Origin of the sequence: Rathayibacter sp. PhB151 (assembly GCF_004366415.1) — a bacterium.
Lineage (GTDB): Bacteria > Actinomycetota > Actinomycetes > Actinomycetales > Microbacteriaceae > Rathayibacter > Rathayibacter festucae.
This window is the reverse complement of record NZ_SOEN01000009.1, coordinates 139,087-155,689: the sequence shown is the minus strand read 5'-3', so window position 1 is coordinate 155,689 and position 16,603 is coordinate 139,087. Positions and strand designations below refer to the sequence as shown.

Here is a 16,603-nt window from a genome sequence, read left to right as displayed (position 1 = left end):
GGTCGGGAGGCTGCGCCCCCGATCAGGGCAGAGTGGCCGCCAGGGCGGTCAGCTCGGCTCGGAGGGCGGTGAAGGCCCGGGCGCGGTGGCTGCGGGCGTTCTTCTCGGCGGGGGCGATCTCGGCGGCCGAGAGGGCCGAGCCGGCGGGGACGAAGACCGGGTCGTAGCCGTGGCCGTTGGTGCCACGCGGGCCGGCGGCGATGGCGCCGTCCCAGCGGCCCTCGACCACGATCTCGCGGCCGCCGGGCAGGACCGACTCGGGGACGACCAGCGCGATCGTGCAGACGAAGTGCGCGCCGCGGTGCTCCGGCTTCACGTCGATCAGCTGCGCGAGCAGCAGCTCATAGTTCGCGACCGCGTCGTGCGGGCGGCCCGACCAGCGGGCCGAGAAGATGCCGGGCGAGCCGCCGAGCACGTCGACGCAGAGGCCGGAGTCGTCGGCGAGCGCGACGAGGCCGGTGTGCGCCGCCGCGGCCCGCGCCTTGATCAGCGCGTTCTCGGTGAAGGAGACGCCGTCCTCGACCGGCTCCGGCCCGTCGAAGGCGCGGACGCCGACGCCCGGCAGCGCGCCGGCCAGCATCGCCCGGAACTCCTCGACCTTGCCCGCGTTGTGGGTGGCGAGGACGAGGTCGAGGCTCACGCGTCCTGCCCCGCGGCGAGCGCCTCGGTCTGGAAGCGGGCCAGGTCGGCCGCGCCGCCGACGGCGAGGTCGAGCAGCGCGTCGAGCTCGCGGCGGTCGAAGGGGGCGCCCTCGGCGGTGCCCTGCACCTCGACGAAGAGGCCGCGGCCGGTGACGACGACGTTCATGTCGGTCTCCGCGCGCACGTCCTCGACGTAGGCCAGGTCGAGCATCGGGACGCCGTCGATGATGCCGACGGAGACCGCCGACAGGCTGTCGATCAGCGGTTGAGCCTTCTGGCCGACGTACTTCTTGCCGCGGGCCCACTCGATCGCGTCGACCATCGCCACGTAGGCGCCGGTGATCGCCGCGGTGCGGGTGCCGCCGTCGGCCTGGAGGACGTCGCAGTCGATCACGATCGTGTTCTCGCCGAGGGCCTTGGTGTCGACGACGGCGCGCAGGCTGCGGCCGATCAGCCGGGAGATCTCGTGGGTGCGCCCGCCGACCTTGCCCTTGACGGCCTCGCGGTCCATCCGGGAGTTGGTGGCGCGGGGCAGCATCGCGTACTCCGCGGTGACCCAGCCCTTGCCCTTGCCCTGCAGCCAGCGCGGGACGCCGTTGGTGAAGGACGCCGTGCAGAGCACCTTGGTGTTCCCGTAGGAGATCAGCGCGGAGCCCTCGGCCTGGGTGCTCCAGCCGCGCTCGATGGTGATCGCGCGCAGCTCGTCGGGCGCGCGGCCGTCCTTGCGCTTGACGGTGGGCTGGGCGGCGGCGGGCTGGGCGGCGGTGCTGTCGGTCACTCGGGTCTCCCTGGAGTCGTGCGGCGCGCGGCCCGGTCGAGCTCGCGCAGGTTGATCGTGCCGGTCTCGACGAGGTCGACGCTCGAGACCTCGGGGCCGAGGAAGCGCCGGGCGAGGCGGACGAAATCGCTCGATCCGGTCTCCTCCCAGCGGTAGGTCGGCGGGGCGGCGGCGGTGCGCTGCAGGCCGTGCGCCACCAGTGTGCGGTAGACGTCGAGCGCGGTCTCCTCGGCGCTCGAGACCAGCCGGACGTCGGGCCCCATCACGTAGGCGATGGCGCCGCGCAGCAGCGGGTAGTGCGTGCAGCCGAGCACGAGCGTGTCGACGCCGGCCTGCTTGAGCGGCGCGAGGTACTCCTCGGCGAGCGCCAGCAGCTCGTCGCTCCAGGTGACGCCGGCCTCGACGAATTCGACGAAGCGCGGGCAGGCGGCGGTGACCAGCTCGAGGTCCGGTGCGGCGACGAACGCGTCGTCGTAGGCGCGCGAGCGGATCGTGCCGACGGTCCCGATCACGCCGACCCTGCGGTTGCGGGTGTCGCGGACGGCGCTGCGGACGGCGGGCTGGATGACCTCGATCACCGGGATGCCGCGGCCGATCGTGTAGCGCTCGCGCGCGTCCCGCATCATCGCGGCCGAGGCGGTGTTGCAGGCGATCACCAGCAGCTTCGCGCCCTGGTCGACCAGCGTGTCGAGGGTGTCCAGGGCGTAGGCGCGGACGTCGGCGAGGGGCTTGGGCCCGTAGGGCGAGTGCGCGGTGTCGCCGAGGTAGACGATCGACTCGTTCTGCAGCTGGTCGATCACGGCGCGGGCGACGGTGAGTCCGCCGACGCCGGAGTCGAAGATGCCGAGGGGTGCGTCCGTCACGGAGGAAGAGCCTACCCGCGCCCGGGGAGGGTGCCCCGTGCGGGGAACGGTGCATGGAACACTGGTCGGATGGACGCGACGGCCTTCCTCACCGACCGCTACGAGCTGACGATGGTCGAGGGCGCTCTCGGCAGCGGCACCGCCAACCGGCGCTGCATGTTCGAGGTGTTCGCGCGGAGCCTCCCGCCGGGCCGCCGCTACGGGATCCTCGCCGGCACCGGCCGCCTGCTCGAGCTGATCTCCCGCTTCCGCTTCGGCGACGCCGAGCTCGACTGGCTGCGGGAGAACCGCGTCGTCGACGCCCGCACGCTGGACTGGCTGGCCGACTACCGCTTCCAGGGCGACATGTGGGGCTACCGCGAGGGCGAGGTCTACCTCCCCGGCTCTCCCGTGCTGATCGTCGAGGCGCCCTTCGCCGAGGGCGTGCTGCTCGAGACGCTGGTGCTGAGCGTGCTCAACCACGACAGCGCCGTGGCGAGCGCCGCGGCCCGGATGGTCTCGGCCGCCGACGGCCGGCCGCTGGCCGAGATGGGCTCGCGCCGGGCCGGCGAGCGCTCGGCGGTCGCCGCTGCGCGCGCGGCGCACATCGCGGGCTTCGGCGCGACCTCGAACCTCGAGGCGGGCCGCAGCTGGGGCGTGCCGACGATGGGCACCTCCGCGCACGCGTTCACGCTGCTGCACGACTCCGAGGAGGACGCCTTCCGCGCGCAGGTCGCCGCGCTCGGCCCCGGCACGACCCTCCTCGTCGACACCTACGACGTCACCGCCGCGGTGGACCTCGCGGTCCGGGTGGCGGGCACCTCGCTCGGCGCCGTGCGGATCGACTCGGGCGACCTCCCCCAGCAGGTCGCCGCCGTCCGCGCCCAGCTGGACGGGCTCGGCGCCACCGGCACGAAGATCACCGTCACCAACGACCTGGACGAGTACGGCATCGCGGCGCTGGCCGCCTCCCCCGTCGACTCCTACGGCGTGGGCACCTCGGTCGCAACCGGCTCCGGCCACCCCACCGCGGGCATGGTCTACAAGCTCGTCGCGCACGAGGACGATGCGGGCGAGTGGGTCTCGGTCGCCAAGAAGTCGGCGGCGAAGGCCTCCATCGGCGGACGCAAGTCCGCGGGGCGGCGCCTGACCGAGGACGGCGTCGCCGTCGAGGAGGTCGTGCACGTGGGAGCCGGGCCCGAGGGCGCGGTCGGCGAGGACGAGCGCGCGCTGCTGGTGCCGCTGATCGAGGACGGCCGGATCCGCGAGGAGTACTTGGGTGCGGCGGGTGTCGTCACCGCGCGCGAGCACCGGGCGAACGCCGTGCTCGAGCTGCCGCAGGACGCGCTGCGTCTCGGCCGCGGCGACCCGGTGATCCCGACCCGCTACGCCTGAGCGGAACGGCCCCTGAGCGGAACGGTCCCAGAACGGGACCGGCCCGGCTCCCGAGGGGGCCGGGCCGCGCGCCCTACTTCATCCGGGCGTAGATCTCCTTGCAGGAGGGGCAGACCGGGAACTTCTCCGGGTCGCGGCCCGGCAGCCACTTCTTGCCGCAGAGGGCGCGGACGGGCTTGCCGGTCATCGCGCTCTCGAGGATCTTGTCCTTCGGGACGTAGTGGGAGAAGCGCTCGTGGTCGCCCGGCTCGATCGTCTCCTGGTTGAGGAGCTCCTCGAGTTCGCGGTCGAGGGTGGCGGTTCCTCCGCCTCCCTCGAGGGGGTCGGTGCTGCTGTTCTCGAATCGGGACGTCATGCCTCCGATCCTACGCTCGGAGCGCGGGAGCGGGCGGGGCTCCGTGAGGCTCAGTAGCGGCTGGTGAAAGAGACCAGCTCGGCCGCGCGGCGGTCGAAGAGGAAGCCGCCGAGCAGCACACCGAGGAAGAAGACGCCGACCGCGCTGCCGAGGCCCGCGAGGATCGCCTGGTCCCGGTCGCCCTCGAAGAACAGGGTCTGCACCGCCAGCACGACGGTCGGCGCTGACAGAAGCAGCCCGAGGCCGAAGGCGAGCGCCTGCGAGCCGGCCCCGCTCGCTCCCGGTGCCTGCGGCTGGACGAAGGCGCTGTCGCCGGGACGCGGCGCCGGGTAGGCGAGCCGCGCGGAGAGGGCGCTCGCGACCCCCGCGGGCACCAGGAGCAGCGCGGCGTTCACCGCGAGCAGGACCGGCAGCGCATCGTCGAGGCCGGAGGTGGCACTGCTGACGAGCGAGCCGAGCACGACGACCGGCAGGCCGAGGAGCAGCGTCGGGAAGGCGCGGCCGAGGCGGTCCGACCAGCCGCGCACCCCGGCGGCGGCATGCAGCCAGAAGGCCGAGCCGTCGTAGGCGACGTCGTTGTGCAGGAACCAGCCGAGGAACAGCGCGACGAGCGGGACGGGCAGCAGCGAGAGCAGCGGGAACGGCACTCCCACCAGCGCCAGCAGCACCACGGCGAGCACCGGGAGCAGCGGGACCGCGACGAGCGACGCCTGGTAGCGGGGGTCCCGGAGCCAGTAGGTCGTGCTGCGCGCGGCGATGGCACCGGTGCGGCTGCCGCCGAGAACGTCGAACCAGCCCAGGCGGAGCCCCCGCGGCGGTCGCGAGGTGCGCTCGGGGCGGACGGTCAGCGCGCGGACGACCAGCCACCAGAGCGCCCCGGCGACGACGAGGGTGAGCAGCGCGGTCAGCAGCGGGCCGGCGACCGCCCCGGACGCCGCGCTCGGCGCGATCGCCCAGGCGGCGCCGAAGGGAGTCGGCGCGAGGACGGCGGCGAGCCGCTCCAGCGCCTCGGAGCCCTCGCCGCCCCAGTCGAGTCCGGTGCTCAGCACGAGCGCGACCGGCGCGGTGAGCAGGAGGACGAGGCCGAGCACCGCGAGCAGCTCCCGCGCCGTGCGGGAGGGCACCAGCGCCGAGGAGGCGGCGAGGCCGATCCTGGCCAGCAGCGCCGCGGTCAGCACGCCGAGCAGCGGGCCGAGCACGGCCAGGAGTCCGGCGGCCGGGAAGAGCCGGATCGACGCCGCACCCAGGACGACGAGCGCGAGCACGGGGAGGGAGACGAGCCCGGCCAGCGCGAGCGCGGCCGCGAGCCGGCCACTCGGGATGCCGAAGAGCCGGAACGCGCGCGGGTCCATCGGATCCTTCGGCCCGAGCAGGAACGGGAGCACCAGGAAGCCGAGCGTGACGACCGCTCCCCCGGCGACGACGGCGTCGTCCGCGAGCCAGGAACCGGGCTCGAGCGTGCCGAGACCGGCCAGGAGCGCCGCGGTCGCCACGACGACGACGAGCACCCCGAGCAGGGCACCGCCCGTGTGCCGCGCGCCAGAGCGGAAGGCGCCGAGCAGGACGTCGAGCCTCAGCCGGAGAAGTCGTGCAGCCACTGCAGCCCCTCGGCGATCTGCTTGCCGCCCGCGAGCTCGAGGAAGCGCTCCTCGAGCGTCGCGGTGCCGGCGACCTCCTCGACGGACCCGGCGGCGAGGACCTTGCCGCCCACGATCACGGCGACGTCGTCGCAGACGCGCTCGATGAAGTCGAGGCCGTGGCTGGAGAGCACGACGGTGCCGCCGCCCGCGACGAAGCGGCGCAGGACGGTGATCACGGCGGCCGAGGAGACCGGGTCGACCGACTCGAACGGCTCGTCGAGCACCAGGACGCGGGGCGCGTGGATCATGGCGCCGGCCAGCGCGACCTTCTTGGCCATGCCGGCCGAGTAGTCGGAGATCAGGCGCTCGAGCGCGTCGGTCAGGCCGAGCGCCTCGGCGAGCTCGACCGTGCGCTGCTTGGCGGTCTTCCGGTCGATCCCCCGCAGCGCGGCGGAGTAGTAGAGGAACTGCGCGCCGGTCAGCCGGTCGAACAGGCGCAGGCGGTCGGGCAGCACGCCGATCAGCGGCTTCGCGGCGCGCGGGTCCTTCCAGACGTCGACGCCGTGCACGAGCACGCGGCCGGTGTCGGGGCGGAGGAGGCCGGTCATCATCGACAGCGTCGTGGTCTTGCCCGCGCCGTTCGGGCCGATGATCCCGTAGAAGGTCCCGGCGCGGACGGCGAGGTCGATGCGGTCGACCGCGACCGTGCGCCCGAAGGTGCGGGTGAGGGCGTGCAGCTCGAAGACGACGGGGTGCTCGGGGTCGGCGGGCTGGGCGGTCTCGGGCTGCTGCGCGGGGTCGGCCGTCTGCGCGGGGTCGGCCGTCTGCGCGGGGTCGGCCGTCTGCGCGGGAGCGGCCGGATTAGCGGTCTCCGTCGCGACAGATTCTGCGGGAGTCGGCGACTCGGCGGGCGGAGCGCCGTCGCGCTCGGATTCCTCGGCGTTCGTCGCGGACGTCATCCGGCTACGGTACCAAGTCGCTCAGGACGGGGACGGGGCGCGCCGGGGCCTGTGGAGAGGAGCGTCCGATCCGTCTCGCCGACACGGCTCCTGGCAACCCCTGGCCTTCGAAGGCGTGCACTGTACACTAAGTGTCGACCCAGGAAGCGATCAGGTCGCTGCACGCCGGTTAATGATCGCTACGCGGCGGTGAACTCATCGCTCCGCGGCGATCGACGCGAGGAGAACACATGACGAGCAAGCCCTTCCCGACCGCCCCCACCGGCGGCTCCACCGGTGTGCCCGCCTCCGTCGTCATCCTCGCCGCAGGCATGGGCAGCCGGCTCGGCCGCTCCCTGCCGAAGCCGCTGACGCCGCTGAGCGACGGCCGCACGATCATGCAGCAGCAGTTCGACAACATCCACCACGCCTTCGGCACGAAGGTGCCGGTGAGCATCGTCGTCGGCTACAAGCTCGAGCACATCATCGAGGCGTTCCCCTCGGCGACGTTCGTCTACAACGAGCAGTACGACCAGACCAACACCTCGAAGAGCCTCCTCCGCGCGCTGCAGGCCTCCGGCCAGGGCGGCGTCCTCTGGATGAACGGCGACGTCGTCTTCGACCCGCGCATCCTCGACCGCACCGCGGACCTCATCGCGAAGGACGTCTCCTTCGTCACCGTCAACACCGCGAAGGTGTCCGACGAGGAGGTCAAGTACACGACCAGCGCCGAGGGCTACATCGACGAGCTGTCCAAGACCGTCAAGCGCGGTCTCGGCGAGGCCGTCGGGATCAACTACGTCTCGGCCGCGGACAAGCCGGCGCTCATCCGCCAGCTGGCCCGGGTCGACGCCCAGGACTACTTCGAGCGTGGAATAGAGTTGGCGATCGAGCAGGACAGACTGCTCGTCGAGCCGATGGACATCTCCGACCTCTACGCCGTCGAGGTGGACTTCGCCGAGGATCTCGAGCGGGCGAACCTCTTCGTCTGACGCTCGCTGCTCCGGCTCGATCCGAGCCGGAGAGGAGTCGTCTGCCGTGAGCAGTCCCGCACGCGTCGACGCCGGCGCGACCGCCATGCGCCCGCACCGCTCGCGGGCCTGGCGCTATCGGCACTCGCTCTGGCTGCTGACCAAGCGCGACCTCACGGTCCGCTACGCCACCAGCGCGCTCGGCTACGTCTGGTCGGTGCTCGACCCGCTGGTGATGTCGGGCATCTACTACTTCGTCTTCACCGTGGTGTTCCAGCGCACCGTCGGCGAGGACCCGTACATCGTCTTCCTGCTCGCGGGCCTGCTGCCGTGGATGTGGTTCAACCAGGCGACGTCGGATGCGACGCGGGCCTTCCTCCGCGAGGCGAAGCTCGTGCGCTCCACGTCGATCCCGCGCACCATCTGGGTCGGCCGGATCGTGCTCTCCAAGGGCATCGAGTTCGTCGCGAGTCTGCCGGTGCTCGTGCTCTTCGCGGTCGTCGCGGGCGCGGGAGTGACGCCGGCGATCCTGCTCTTCCCGCTCGCGATCCTGCTCCAGGGCGTGCTCACCCTCGGCGTCGGCCTGCTGGTCGCCCCGCTCGTCGTGTTCTTCCGCGACCTCGAGCGCGCGATCAAGCTGGTGCTGCGCTTCCTCTTCTACGCCTCGCCGATCATCTACTCGACGGCGAACCTGCCCGACGCGATCCGGCCGTGGGCCGCGCTGAACCCCCTCAGTGGGATCTTCGCGCTCTACCGCTCCACCTTCTTCGCGAGCGAGCTCGACCTGCCGCTCATCCTCACCTCCGTGCTGATCTCGTTCCTCGTGCTCGGTCTCGGCCTGATCGTCTTCCGCCGCTCCGAGCGCGCGGTGCTGAAGGAGCTGTGAGCGTGTCCTCCGCTGACGAGCGCCCCGCCGCGGACGCCCCCGTCGTGATCGAGTGCCGGGGTCTCGGGATCCGGTTCCGGCGGAACCGCCGCGGCCGTCGCTCCTTCAAGGACCTCTTCTCGCGCGGGACGCGGCGCTCGCGGCCCGGCGAGTTCTGGGCGCTGCGCGGGCTCGACGTGCGAGTGCACGCGGGCGAGGCGATCGGCGTTGTCGGCCGGAACGGCCAGGGCAAGTCGACGCTGCTGAAGCTCGTCGCCGGTGTCGTGCTGCCGGACGAGGGCGTGGTGGAGGTCCGCGGCGGGGTCGCTCCGCTGATCGAGATCACCGGCGGCTTCGTCGCCGACCTCAGCGTCCGGGAGAACGTCTACCTGACCGCGGGGCTGCACGGCATGTCCAAGCGCGAGGTCGACGATCGGTTCGACTCGATCATCGAGTTCGCCGAGATCGGCGACTTCCTGGACACCCCGTACAAGCACCTCTCCAGCGGGATGAAGGTGCGGATCGCGTTCTCGGTGGTGTCGCGGCTCGAGGAGCCGATCATCCTGGTCGACGAGGTGCTCGCGGTGGGCGACAAGGCGTTCCGCGAGAAGTGCTACGCCCGGATCGAGGAGCTGCTCGCGGCCGGCCGGACGCTCTTCTTCGTCTCGCACAACGAGCGCGACCTCCGCCGCTTCTGCACCCGCGGGCTCTACCTGGACAAGGGCGCGCTGGTGCTCGACGCACCGATCGATCAGGTTCTCGCCCGGTATTCTGAGGACTACGCGCCGAAAGCGCAGCCCGCCGCGGAGTGACCGGCAGTCCGAGCCGCACGGCCCGGTGCTCGCCGCGACAGCGCGACGCGCGGGTCCTCACGACGCAGGAGTGCAGACATGTCCTCGAAGAAGGACCGCAAGGACCGCGACGAGCTCGAGCAGGCCGGCACCGCCGACGTCGAGAACGCGCAGCTGGCCCGGATCCTGGACCGCGTCCTCGCCGTCCAGCGGCCCGCGGTCCTCGCGAACATCCGGGCGCTGCGGCGCCGCCGGCCGAACGCGACTCCCGAGCAGCTGATCACCTCGCTCGAGCGCCAGTACCTCTCGAGCGTCGCCGCCGGTGGCGCGGCCATCGGAGCGACCGCGGTCGTCCCCGGGATCGGCACCGCCGCGTCCGTCGCGCTCTCCGGCGCCGGTGCGATCGGCTTCCTCGAGGCGAGCGCCCTCTTCGCGCAGTCGGTCACCGAGGTGCACGGCATCCGCCTCGAGGACCCGGACCGCGCCCGTGCCCTCGTGCTCACGCTGATGATGGGCTCCTCCGGCAGCGAGCTGGTGCGCCAGGTCGCCGGGCACGCGACCGGGACCAGCGCCGGGATGAACCAGTACTGGGGCTCGGTGGTGACCAAGGGGCTGCCGTCGTTCCTCGTGGGCGAGCTGGCCGACCGGGCGAAGAAGTCGTTCGCGAAGCACTTCCTCGCGCAGCAGGGTGCGGGGCTGCTGGGGCGGGCGATGCCGTTCGGGATCGGCGCCGCGCTGGGCGGCGTCGGCAACGCGATGCTCGGCCGCAAGGTCGTGCAGAGCGCGCGGGACGCGTTCGGGCCGGCCCCGCGCGAGTTCGGCAACACCTTCGTGCTCCCGCCGACCAAGGCTGAGCGGAAGGCCCTCGCGGCCGGCGCCGAGCCGCTCGAGCTGCACGTGCGCGACTACGGCGGTACCGGCGAGAAGGTCGCCCTGCTGCTGCACGGCCTCGGCACGGACTCGCGGGTCTGGTACGCCCTGGTGCCGACGCTGCACGAGCACGGCTACCGCGTCGTCGCGCCGGACCTCGCGGGGCACGGCGGCTCGCCGAAGTCGCCCGCCTACTCCGTCGACCACTGGGCGGAGGACGTGCGCGCCTCGGTGCTGCAGTCGCCCGACCTGGTGATCGGGCACGGCCTCGGCGCCGTCGTCGCCGCGCGGCTCGCCCCGGAGTACCGCGCCGAGCGGCTGATCCTGCTCGACCCCGCCTTCTCCGACGCGAAGGGGCTCGGCAGCGCCCTGCGCCGCGGCGGCTCGATCGCGCACGTCGAGAAAGGCGACGCCGACGACCTGCGCCACCGCCACCCGATCTGGACCGACGAGCAGATCGAGCTCGACGTCTCGGCCCACGCGCTCTGGGACCCGGAGTCCGCGGCCGGACTGACGGCGCGCGGAGCGGCCGACGCGCCCGACGCCTTCCCGGTGCCGACGCTCGCCGTGCTGCCGGAGGACCCGCTGGGCCACTCCTCGCTCGGCGACGTCCTCGCCGACCACGGTGCGGAGGTCCGCACGGTCCCCGGCGCGGGCGCCTCGATCCTCCGCGAGGACCGCGCGGCCCTCATCGCGGCCCTCGCCGACCGCCTCTGATCTCGACCTCCGCCGAGCGGGATCGCCGAGGCGATGCGGTTCCCCGGGTCTCGATACGCCGCTGCGCGGCTACTCGACCAGCATGGGGGGGCTGAGCGTCCGCCTCCGCAACATGCTGATCGAGTAGCGCCCGCAGGGCGCGTATCGAGATCCACCCACCGAACGATGCAGGGGCTCGCCGTGCCGCTTCGCGGCTCCTCACTCACTCGAACCGGCTCAGCCTCGATCGAGCGCAGATCGAACACCGCGGAGAGGCGTCGTAAGGACGGTCCTGACCGGCAGATCATGACAACGGTCCTCACCGGCGATGCGGAGCCCGATCTTCTCGGCGACGCGCTGGGAGGCGCTGTTCTCGGGATGGATGATCGCCACGAGGCGTTCCGCGAGGCCGCACCGTCGAGCCAGCTCGAGACAGGCGGCCGCGGCCTCCGTGGCGTAGCCCCGCCCCTGCAGGGAGGAGCGGACGTGGTAGCCGACCTCCAGCTCGGGGACGCCGTTGACGCTCTGCCAGGTCAGGCCACAGTCCCCCACGAACTCGCGGTCCATGGTCTCGATGACCCACAGCCCGAAGCCGTCGCGCTCGTAGTTGCGCCGGTTCCAGGCGATCCAGTCGGCGGCCTCAGCGCGCGTCTTCGGGGCCGGGTAGTAGCGCATCATTTCCGCGTCACCGAGCAATCCGGACAGGAGATCGAGGTCCGCGGCGGTCATCTCGCGGAACCTGAGTCGCGCGGTGTCGAACGGCAGCATCAACGCCACGGTACCGGCACGGAACGCTCCCGCAGGTCTCGATACGCCGCCGCCTGCGGCTGCTCCGCTCTGCGTCCAGAGGGATCGGAGGGCCGGACCGGGTGGGGGAAGTGACCTGAAAGGACACTGTCCGACGACCGTTCAGTCGTGTCCACCCGGCCCGGTGAAGTCATCCGACCGGATCGCGAGATCCGGAAGGAGACACCGACATGGTAACCATCGCCGACCGGGTCGGGCCAGGGGGCGCAGGGATCGGCACGGAGAGCAGCTGCTTCGCATCGGGTCCTCGATCTCACCGGTCGAGTCCGATAGCAGAGCGCGGAGCCGCCGCATCCCTGCTGATCGAGTAGCGGCCGCAGGGCGCGTCTCGAGATCCAGTCTCCAGGCGATCGCGGGTCTCCGAGGAAAGATCACCGAGTTCGCAGAGGAAAGCCCTGCTGATCGAGTAGCCCGCGCAGCGGGGGTATCGAGATCCACCGTCGTCGGAAGACGACTCTGCAGTCCCGTCCTGATGGCGACGGCCGGTCTCGATACGCCCCTGCGGGGCTACTCGACCAGCATGACGGGGCGCAGCCGCGTCCTCCCCCACCAGCGAGACGCGAAGCGGCTTCGCCGCGGCACGGCTACTCGACTAGCAGGAGGCGCGAGCCGCGCGCGCGTTCTACTTCTTGGCCTTGGCGGCGGCCTTGGCGGCCTGCTTCGTGGCGCGGACCTTGGCGAGGGACTCGGGCGAGACGATGTCGGCGACCGAGCGGAACGAGTCCTCCTCGCCGTAGGCGCCGGCGGCCTCGCGCCAGCCCGCGCCCTCGAAGCCGCGGCGCTTGCCGAGCAGGGCGACGAAGATGCGGGCCTTCTGGTCGCCGAAGCCGGGCAGCGCCTTGAGGCGGGTGAGCACCTCGCGGCCGTCGGGGTCGTCGCGGGTCCAGATGGCCGAGGCGTCGCCGTCCCAGTCGTCGACGATCGCGCGGCAGAGGGTCTGCACCCGGCCGGCCATGTTCGCCGGGTAGCGGTGGATCGCCGGGGGCGTCCGGGACAGCTCCGAGAAGCGGTCCTCGTCGAAGTCCGCGATCGCGGCCGCGTCGAAGGACGACCCCTCCTCGGCCAGGCGCTCCGATAGCTTGAGCGGCCCCGAGAACGCCGTCTCCATCGCGACCTGCTGATCCAGCAGCATGCCGATCAGCAGGGCGAGCGGGTCGCGGGTGAGCAGCGCGTCGGCGTCGGCGTCGTCGGTGATGTGCAGGGCGGAGTCGGCGGTCATCCTCCAGGGATACCACGGACGGCGGGACCGCCGCCGAGCAGTGCTCGGACCGTCCGGTCGATCGTGCTCAGCGCGGCGGTCAGCTCGAGATCGCTCGCGCTGCCGTAGCCGAGGACCAGCGCCTCCTCCTCCGCGCGGTCGGCCAGGGCGTAGTCGTCGAGCGGAGCGACGAGGAGCCCCTCCCCCGTGAGCGCCGCCACCACCGCCCTCGCTGTGAGCGGCGCGGGCAGCCCGAGCACGACGTGCAGGCCGCCGTCGAGTCCGCGCGCCGAGCCCCAGTCGATCGCCTCGGAGAAGTCGCGGACCAGCCCGCGACGGTGCGCGTAGCGGCGCCGCGAGCGGGTGAGGTGCCGCCGGAAGCCGCCGCCCGCCATGAAGGCGGCGAGCGCCTCCTGCGTCGGGCCGGAGACGGAGGCGTCGCGCTCGGCGTCGACCTCCCGCACCGCCCCGTGCAGCCACGACGACGGCGGCAGCGCCAGGTACGCCACCCGCAGCCACGGCGACACCGTCTTCGAGAACGAGCCGACGTGCGCCACTCCCCCGCCGCCGTCGAGCGACGCGAGCGCCGGCAGCGGTGCGCCGACGTAGCGGAACTCGCTGTCGTAGTCGTCCTCGATCACCAGGAGCCGCTCCGTCGCCGCGCGACGCACCAGCTCGAGCCGGGCGGCGAGCGCCAGTCGGCCTCCGGTGGGGTACTGGTGGGAGGGCGTGACGACCACGACGTCCGCGCCGCTCGTCGCGAGCGCGTCCAGGTCGATGCCGTCCGCATCGACCGGCACCCCCACGAGCTCGTGGCCCTCCGCGCGCAGCCGCCGCCGCACCGCCGGGTAGCCCGGGTCCTCCACCGCCACCCGCACCGGACGGCCGAGCGCGGCGACCGCCGCCCGCACCAGCAGCGCGACGGCGTCCGCGGTCCCGCTCGTCACGAGGACGTCCTCCGCCTCGACGTCGATCCCCCGCGAGCGCCGCAGCTGCTCGGCGATCCGCCCCCGCAGACCCGCGTGCCCCGCTGCCGACGGCAGCTCCGAGGGCGGAGCCGAGAGCGCCGGCCGCCAGGCGGCGCGCCACTCCGGCCCGTCCAGATCGCGCGTGTCCGGGCGCCCTGGCCGCAGATCCAGCCGGACCGTCGCCGGCAGCACCGCCGGCTCCGCCCGCTCGACCCGGGACCGGATCGGCACGACCACCCCGTCCGCCGCCACCGTCACCGCCGCGCGCGGGTGCGCCACGAGGTAGCCCTCGCCGACCAGCTGATCGACCGCCGCGACGACCGAGCCGCGCGAGACCCCCAGCTGCTGCGCCAGGACGCGGCTGGACGGGATGGCGTCGCCGGCCCCGTAGCGCCCGTCGAGCACCGCCGCCCGCAGCGCCTCGGCCAGCCCGGAGCGGACCGCTCCGCGCTCCGGCGCACGCAGCAGCAGCGGCACCTCGAGATCACCGGACGCCATCGACTCCCCCGTTCTGGACCACTCGACCCGTGGCTCCCTGGCATTCTCGCAGATCCAGTGCGGACGCGATCCTCGGACCATGGACACCCTCGACACCACCGACCGCACCCGCGTCACCCGGCTCCGCGACCGCCAGGTCCTCGACCGCGGCGCCCTGGACGCCCTGCTCGACGAAGCGCTGATCGCGCACGTCGCCGTCGTCCGCGAGGGGGCCGCGATCGTGCTGCCGATCCTCTTCGCCCGCGACGGCGACGACCTCCTCCTGCACGGCTCCAGCGGCGGCGGTCTCCTGCGCGAGGCCGCCCGCGGCTCGCTGCTCACCGTCGCTGTGACCCTGGTCGACGGCCTCGTCGTCGCCCGCTCCGCCTTCGACAGCTCGATGAACTACCGGTCCGCGATGATCCTCGGCCGCGCCGAGCCCGTCGAAGGCCCCGGCAAGGCCCGCGCCCTCGACCTGCTGACCGAGCGCCTCCTCCCCGGCCGCCCCGCCGAGACCCGCCCGAGCACCGCCCGCGAGATCGCCGCCACCCTCGTCCTGCGCCTGCCCCTCGCCGAGGCGAGCCTCAAGATCCGCGCCGCCGGCCCCTCCGACGACGACGCCCAGACCCCCGGCGTCTGGGCGGGCACCGTCCCCCTGGTCACCCGTACCCTCCCCCCGGTGCCGGCGCCCGGGTCCGCGTCCGATCTCCCGGCGTCGGCGACCGCCTTCACCCGCACGGTCGACAGCACGGTGCCGCCCTTCCGCTGATCCCGCACCGTCATGGGAGGACGAGTCCGCAGACCCGCCCCGCTGAGGACGGCGGGTCTCGATACGCCCCTCCGGGGCTACTCGACCAGCATGGATGGGCCCCTCCGGGGCCGCCCTAGCAAGAATGCTTGCGGCGACGTCATGCTGATCGAGTAGGCCGCGCAGCGGGCGTATCGAGATCCACCTGCGTCAGAAGACGAGTCTGCAGATCCTCCCGGTTGACGACGGCGGGTCTCGATACGCCCCTCCGGGGCTGCTCGACCAGCATGGACGGGCCCCTGCGGGGCCGCCCGACCGGCATGCCGACGCTGCGCTCCCGTCCGACCGAGCACGAGGCGCGGGTGCGGTGCCTCGTCGCGGCTCCTGGCTCGGGTCTGGCGGGCGCGCCGCAGGCGCGCGGGAAGGAGCCGCGACGAGGTACCGCACCCGCGCCGTCGCGCAGCGACGCGCCCCGAGCCGCCCCCGCGCCGTCGCGAAGCGACGCGCAGTCCTGCCCCGGGGACGGACCTACTTGGTGTCCTGCCTCGGGAACACGACCTTCTGCACCACGATGATCACCGACGCCGCCACGGGGATCGCCACGAGCGCGCCCAGCACGCCTGCGAGCGTCCCGCCCGCGACGGCCGCGATGACGACGACGGCGCCGGGCACGGACACGGCGCGGTTCATGATCCGCGGGCTGAGGACGTACGCCTCGACCTGCATGTAGACGAGGTAGTAGATCGCCGCGACGAGCGCTGTCACCGGCGAAGCGAGCAGGCAGGCGAGCGAGATGATGAGGGCGCCCGAGATCGTCCCGACGAGCGGGATCAGCGAGCCGAGGAAGGCCACGCAGGCCAGCAGGGCCGGGACGGGCCCGCCGATGATCAGCAGCAGGATGAAGGTCAGCACGCCGTTGACGGCCGCGAGCGACACCTGGCCCACGACGTAGCGGCCGACCGCGCCGGTGATCTCCTCGCCGACCTCGCGCGCCTTCGGGCGGTGGGAGGCGGGCGCGAAGCGGTAGGCGACCGACTTCATCGAGCGCAGCGAGGCGAGGAAGTAGAGGGTGAGGATCAGCACGATGATCGCGCCGGTCACGCCGCTCGCGATCCCGCTGCCGACGGCGAGGATGCCGCCGCCGAGCGAGAGCAGGTTGTTCGGGTTGCCGATGAAGCTCTGCACGTTGCCGATGAGCGAGTCGACGTCGACGACGCCGCTGAGCTGCCGCTCCAGGTCGAGCACCCACGGCTGCGAGGCGATGTCGGAGACGATCCGGGGAGCGCTCGTCACGAAGATGGTGAGCTGCTCGATCAGGATCGGGATGATGTAGAGGAGCAGCCCGGCGAAGATCAGCAGCACCGAGGCCAGCACGATCGTGATCGCCAGTGCGCGCGGGATCCTCTTGCTCTCCAGCCAGGAGACGAGCGGGTCGAGGCCGAGGGCGAAGAACAGCGCGACGAAGACGTAGGTCAGCACCGTGCTCAGCGAGACGACCAGTCCGCCGACCACGAGGGCGACGAGCACGCCGAGACCGCCGAAGAGGCCGATCCGGAACGAGCGGATGGTGAACTGCGGTCGCTCCGGGTCGCTCGACACCACGATGTCGGGCTCGGCGGCGGGCTGGGCCGGCGCGGCGGCACGCCGGCGGGAGCGGGCGAAGGCGCGCGGGGTGATCATGCG

General features: G+C 72.9%; 16 protein-coding genes. 6 read left to right on the top strand and 10 right to left on the bottom strand.

Annotated elements, in window-relative coordinates; all coding sequences use genetic code 11:
- Positions 1-22: 22 nt before the first annotated feature.
- Genes EDF35_RS16590 through murI form a run of 3 tightly spaced genes read right to left on the bottom strand, consistent with a single transcriptional unit; the run spans position 23 to position 2,282 of the window.
- Positions 23-640: a non-canonical purine NTP pyrophosphatase gene (locus tag EDF35_RS16590; RefSeq protein ID WP_133963141.1), complete on the bottom strand. Its 618-nt coding sequence runs from the start codon at positions 638-640 to the stop codon at positions 23-25.
- On the bottom strand, positions 637-1,419 hold the full coding sequence (gene rph, locus EDF35_RS16585; RefSeq protein WP_123705079.1) for a ribonuclease PH: 783 nt from the start codon (positions 1,417-1,419) through the stop codon (positions 637-639). The genes EDF35_RS16590 and rph overlap by 4 nt, the downstream gene beginning before the upstream one ends.
- Positions 1,416-2,282 (bottom strand): glutamate racemase, encoded by an 867-nt coding sequence (gene murI / locus EDF35_RS16580; protein ID WP_132438493.1) that lies wholly within the window; start codon positions 2,280-2,282, stop codon positions 1,416-1,418. Before murI ends, rph begins: the two co-directional genes overlap by 4 nt.
- Before the next feature lie 69 nt (positions 2,283-2,351).
- Between murI and EDF35_RS16575 the strand changes: the two genes are divergently transcribed.
- Complete coding sequence (locus tag EDF35_RS16575) at positions 2,352-3,656, top strand: nicotinate phosphoribosyltransferase (protein WP_133963140.1); 1,305 nt, start codon at positions 2,352-2,354, stop codon at positions 3,654-3,656.
- Between the two features lie 73 nt (positions 3,657-3,729).
- Here the strand turns inward: EDF35_RS16575 and EDF35_RS16570 are convergent, their stop codons facing one another.
- From EDF35_RS16570 to EDF35_RS16560, 3 genes are read right to left on the bottom strand one after another with little or no spacing between them, the layout of a single operon-like run.
- Entirely contained in the window at positions 3,730-4,011 is a 282-nt protein-coding gene (locus tag EDF35_RS16570; RefSeq protein ID WP_123448008.1) for a DUF3039 domain-containing protein, read from the bottom strand.
- Positions 4,012-4,061: 50 nt separating this feature from the next.
- The gene (locus EDF35_RS16565; protein WP_133963139.1) at positions 4,062-5,609 is read right to left on the bottom strand and encodes an ABC transporter permease; all 1,548 of its coding nucleotides are present in this window, start codon (positions 5,607-5,609) and stop codon (positions 4,062-4,064) included.
- Entirely contained in the window at positions 5,585-6,550 is a 966-nt protein-coding gene (locus EDF35_RS16560; RefSeq protein WP_123705083.1) for an ABC transporter ATP-binding protein, read from the bottom strand. The genes EDF35_RS16565 and EDF35_RS16560 overlap by 25 nt, the downstream gene beginning before the upstream one ends.
- Positions 6,551-6,828: 278 nt before the next feature.
- Here EDF35_RS16560 and EDF35_RS16555 point away from each other — a divergent pair, with 278 nt between their 5' ends.
- The 4 genes from EDF35_RS16555 (at position 6,829) to EDF35_RS16540 (ending at position 10,743) form a co-directional block, all read left to right on the top strand.
- The gene (locus EDF35_RS16555; protein ID WP_133963206.1) at positions 6,829-7,521 is read left to right on the top strand and encodes a phosphocholine cytidylyltransferase family protein; all 693 of its coding nucleotides are present in this window, start codon (positions 6,829-6,831) and stop codon (positions 7,519-7,521) included.
- 85 nt (positions 7,522-7,606) lie between these two features.
- The gene (locus EDF35_RS16550) at positions 7,607-8,386 is read left to right on the top strand and encodes an ABC transporter permease (RefSeq protein WP_123705584.1); all 780 of its coding nucleotides are present in this window, start codon (positions 7,607-7,609) and stop codon (positions 8,384-8,386) included.
- Positions 8,387-8,430: 44 nt separating this feature from the next.
- On the top strand, positions 8,431-9,177 hold the full coding sequence (locus EDF35_RS16545; protein ID WP_123737310.1) for an ABC transporter ATP-binding protein: 747 nt from the start codon (positions 8,431-8,433) through the stop codon (positions 9,175-9,177).
- A gap of 78 nt (positions 9,178-9,255) precedes the next feature.
- The gene (locus EDF35_RS16540) at positions 9,256-10,743 is read left to right on the top strand and encodes an alpha/beta hydrolase (protein ID WP_133963138.1); all 1,488 of its coding nucleotides are present in this window, start codon (positions 9,256-9,258) and stop codon (positions 10,741-10,743) included.
- 216 nt (positions 10,744-10,959) lie between these two features.
- Here EDF35_RS16540 and EDF35_RS16535 read toward each other — a convergent pair whose 3' ends face one another.
- From EDF35_RS16535 to EDF35_RS16525, 3 genes are all read right to left on the bottom strand, one after another.
- Positions 10,960-11,490, bottom strand: coding sequence for a GNAT family N-acetyltransferase (locus EDF35_RS16535; RefSeq protein WP_123734108.1), 531 nt, complete (start codon positions 11,488-11,490; stop codon positions 10,960-10,962).
- 661 nt (positions 11,491-12,151) lie between these two features.
- Positions 12,152-12,748 carry an HhH-GPD-type base excision DNA repair protein gene (locus EDF35_RS16530; protein ID WP_133963137.1) on the bottom strand — a complete coding sequence of 199 codons (597 nt, stop codon included), beginning with the start codon at positions 12,746-12,748 and terminating at the stop codon, positions 12,152-12,154.
- Entirely contained in the window at positions 12,745-14,193 is a 1,449-nt protein-coding gene (locus tag EDF35_RS16525) for a PLP-dependent aminotransferase family protein (protein ID WP_166674143.1), read from the bottom strand. The genes EDF35_RS16530 and EDF35_RS16525 overlap by 4 nt, the downstream gene beginning before the upstream one ends.
- Before the next feature lie 79 nt (positions 14,194-14,272).
- On the opposite strand from EDF35_RS16525, the gene EDF35_RS16520 reads away from it, so the two are divergent.
- The gene (locus EDF35_RS16520; protein WP_133963135.1) at positions 14,273-14,941 is read left to right on the top strand and encodes a pyridoxamine 5'-phosphate oxidase family protein; all 669 of its coding nucleotides are present in this window, start codon (positions 14,273-14,275) and stop codon (positions 14,939-14,941) included.
- A 507-nt stretch (positions 14,942-15,448) separates the two neighbouring features.
- Here the strand turns inward: EDF35_RS16520 and EDF35_RS16515 are convergent.
- A complete protein-coding gene (locus EDF35_RS16515) occupies positions 15,449-16,600 on the bottom strand; it encodes an AI-2E family transporter (RefSeq protein WP_133963134.1) in 1,152 nt (383 codons plus the stop codon).
- Positions 16,601-16,603: the final 3 nt, after the last annotated feature.

Coding starts and splice junctions, on each gene's coding strand:
- EDF35_RS16530 (WP_133963137.1), bottom strand. CDS start 12,748: ATGACCGCCGACTCCGCCCTGCACATCACCGACGACGCCGACGCCGAC.
- EDF35_RS16560 (WP_123705083.1), bottom strand. CDS start 6,550: ATGACGTCCGCGACGAACGCCGAGGAATCCGAGCGCGACGGCGCTCCG.
- EDF35_RS16515 (WP_133963134.1), bottom strand. CDS start 16,600: ATGATCACCCCGCGCGCCTTCGCCCGCTCCCGCCGGCGTGCCGCCGCG.
- EDF35_RS16535 (WP_123734108.1), bottom strand. CDS start 11,490: ATGCTGCCGTTCGACACCGCGCGACTCAGGTTCCGCGAGATGACCGCC.
- EDF35_RS16550 (WP_123705584.1), top strand. CDS start 7,607: ATGCGCCCGCACCGCTCGCGGGCCTGGCGCTATCGGCACTCGCTCTGG.
- EDF35_RS16525 (WP_166674143.1), bottom strand. CDS start 14,193: ATGGCGTCCGGTGATCTCGAGGTGCCGCTGCTGCTGCGTGCGCCGGAG.
- EDF35_RS16575 (WP_133963140.1), top strand. CDS start 2,352: ATGGACGCGACGGCCTTCCTCACCGACCGCTACGAGCTGACGATGGTC.
- EDF35_RS16520 (WP_133963135.1), top strand. CDS start 14,273: ATGGACACCCTCGACACCACCGACCGCACCCGCGTCACCCGGCTCCGC.
- EDF35_RS16570 (WP_123448008.1), bottom strand. CDS start 4,011: ATGACGTCCCGATTCGAGAACAGCAGCACCGACCCCCTCGAGGGAGGC.
- EDF35_RS16540 (WP_133963138.1), top strand. CDS start 9,256: ATGTCCTCGAAGAAGGACCGCAAGGACCGCGACGAGCTCGAGCAGGCC.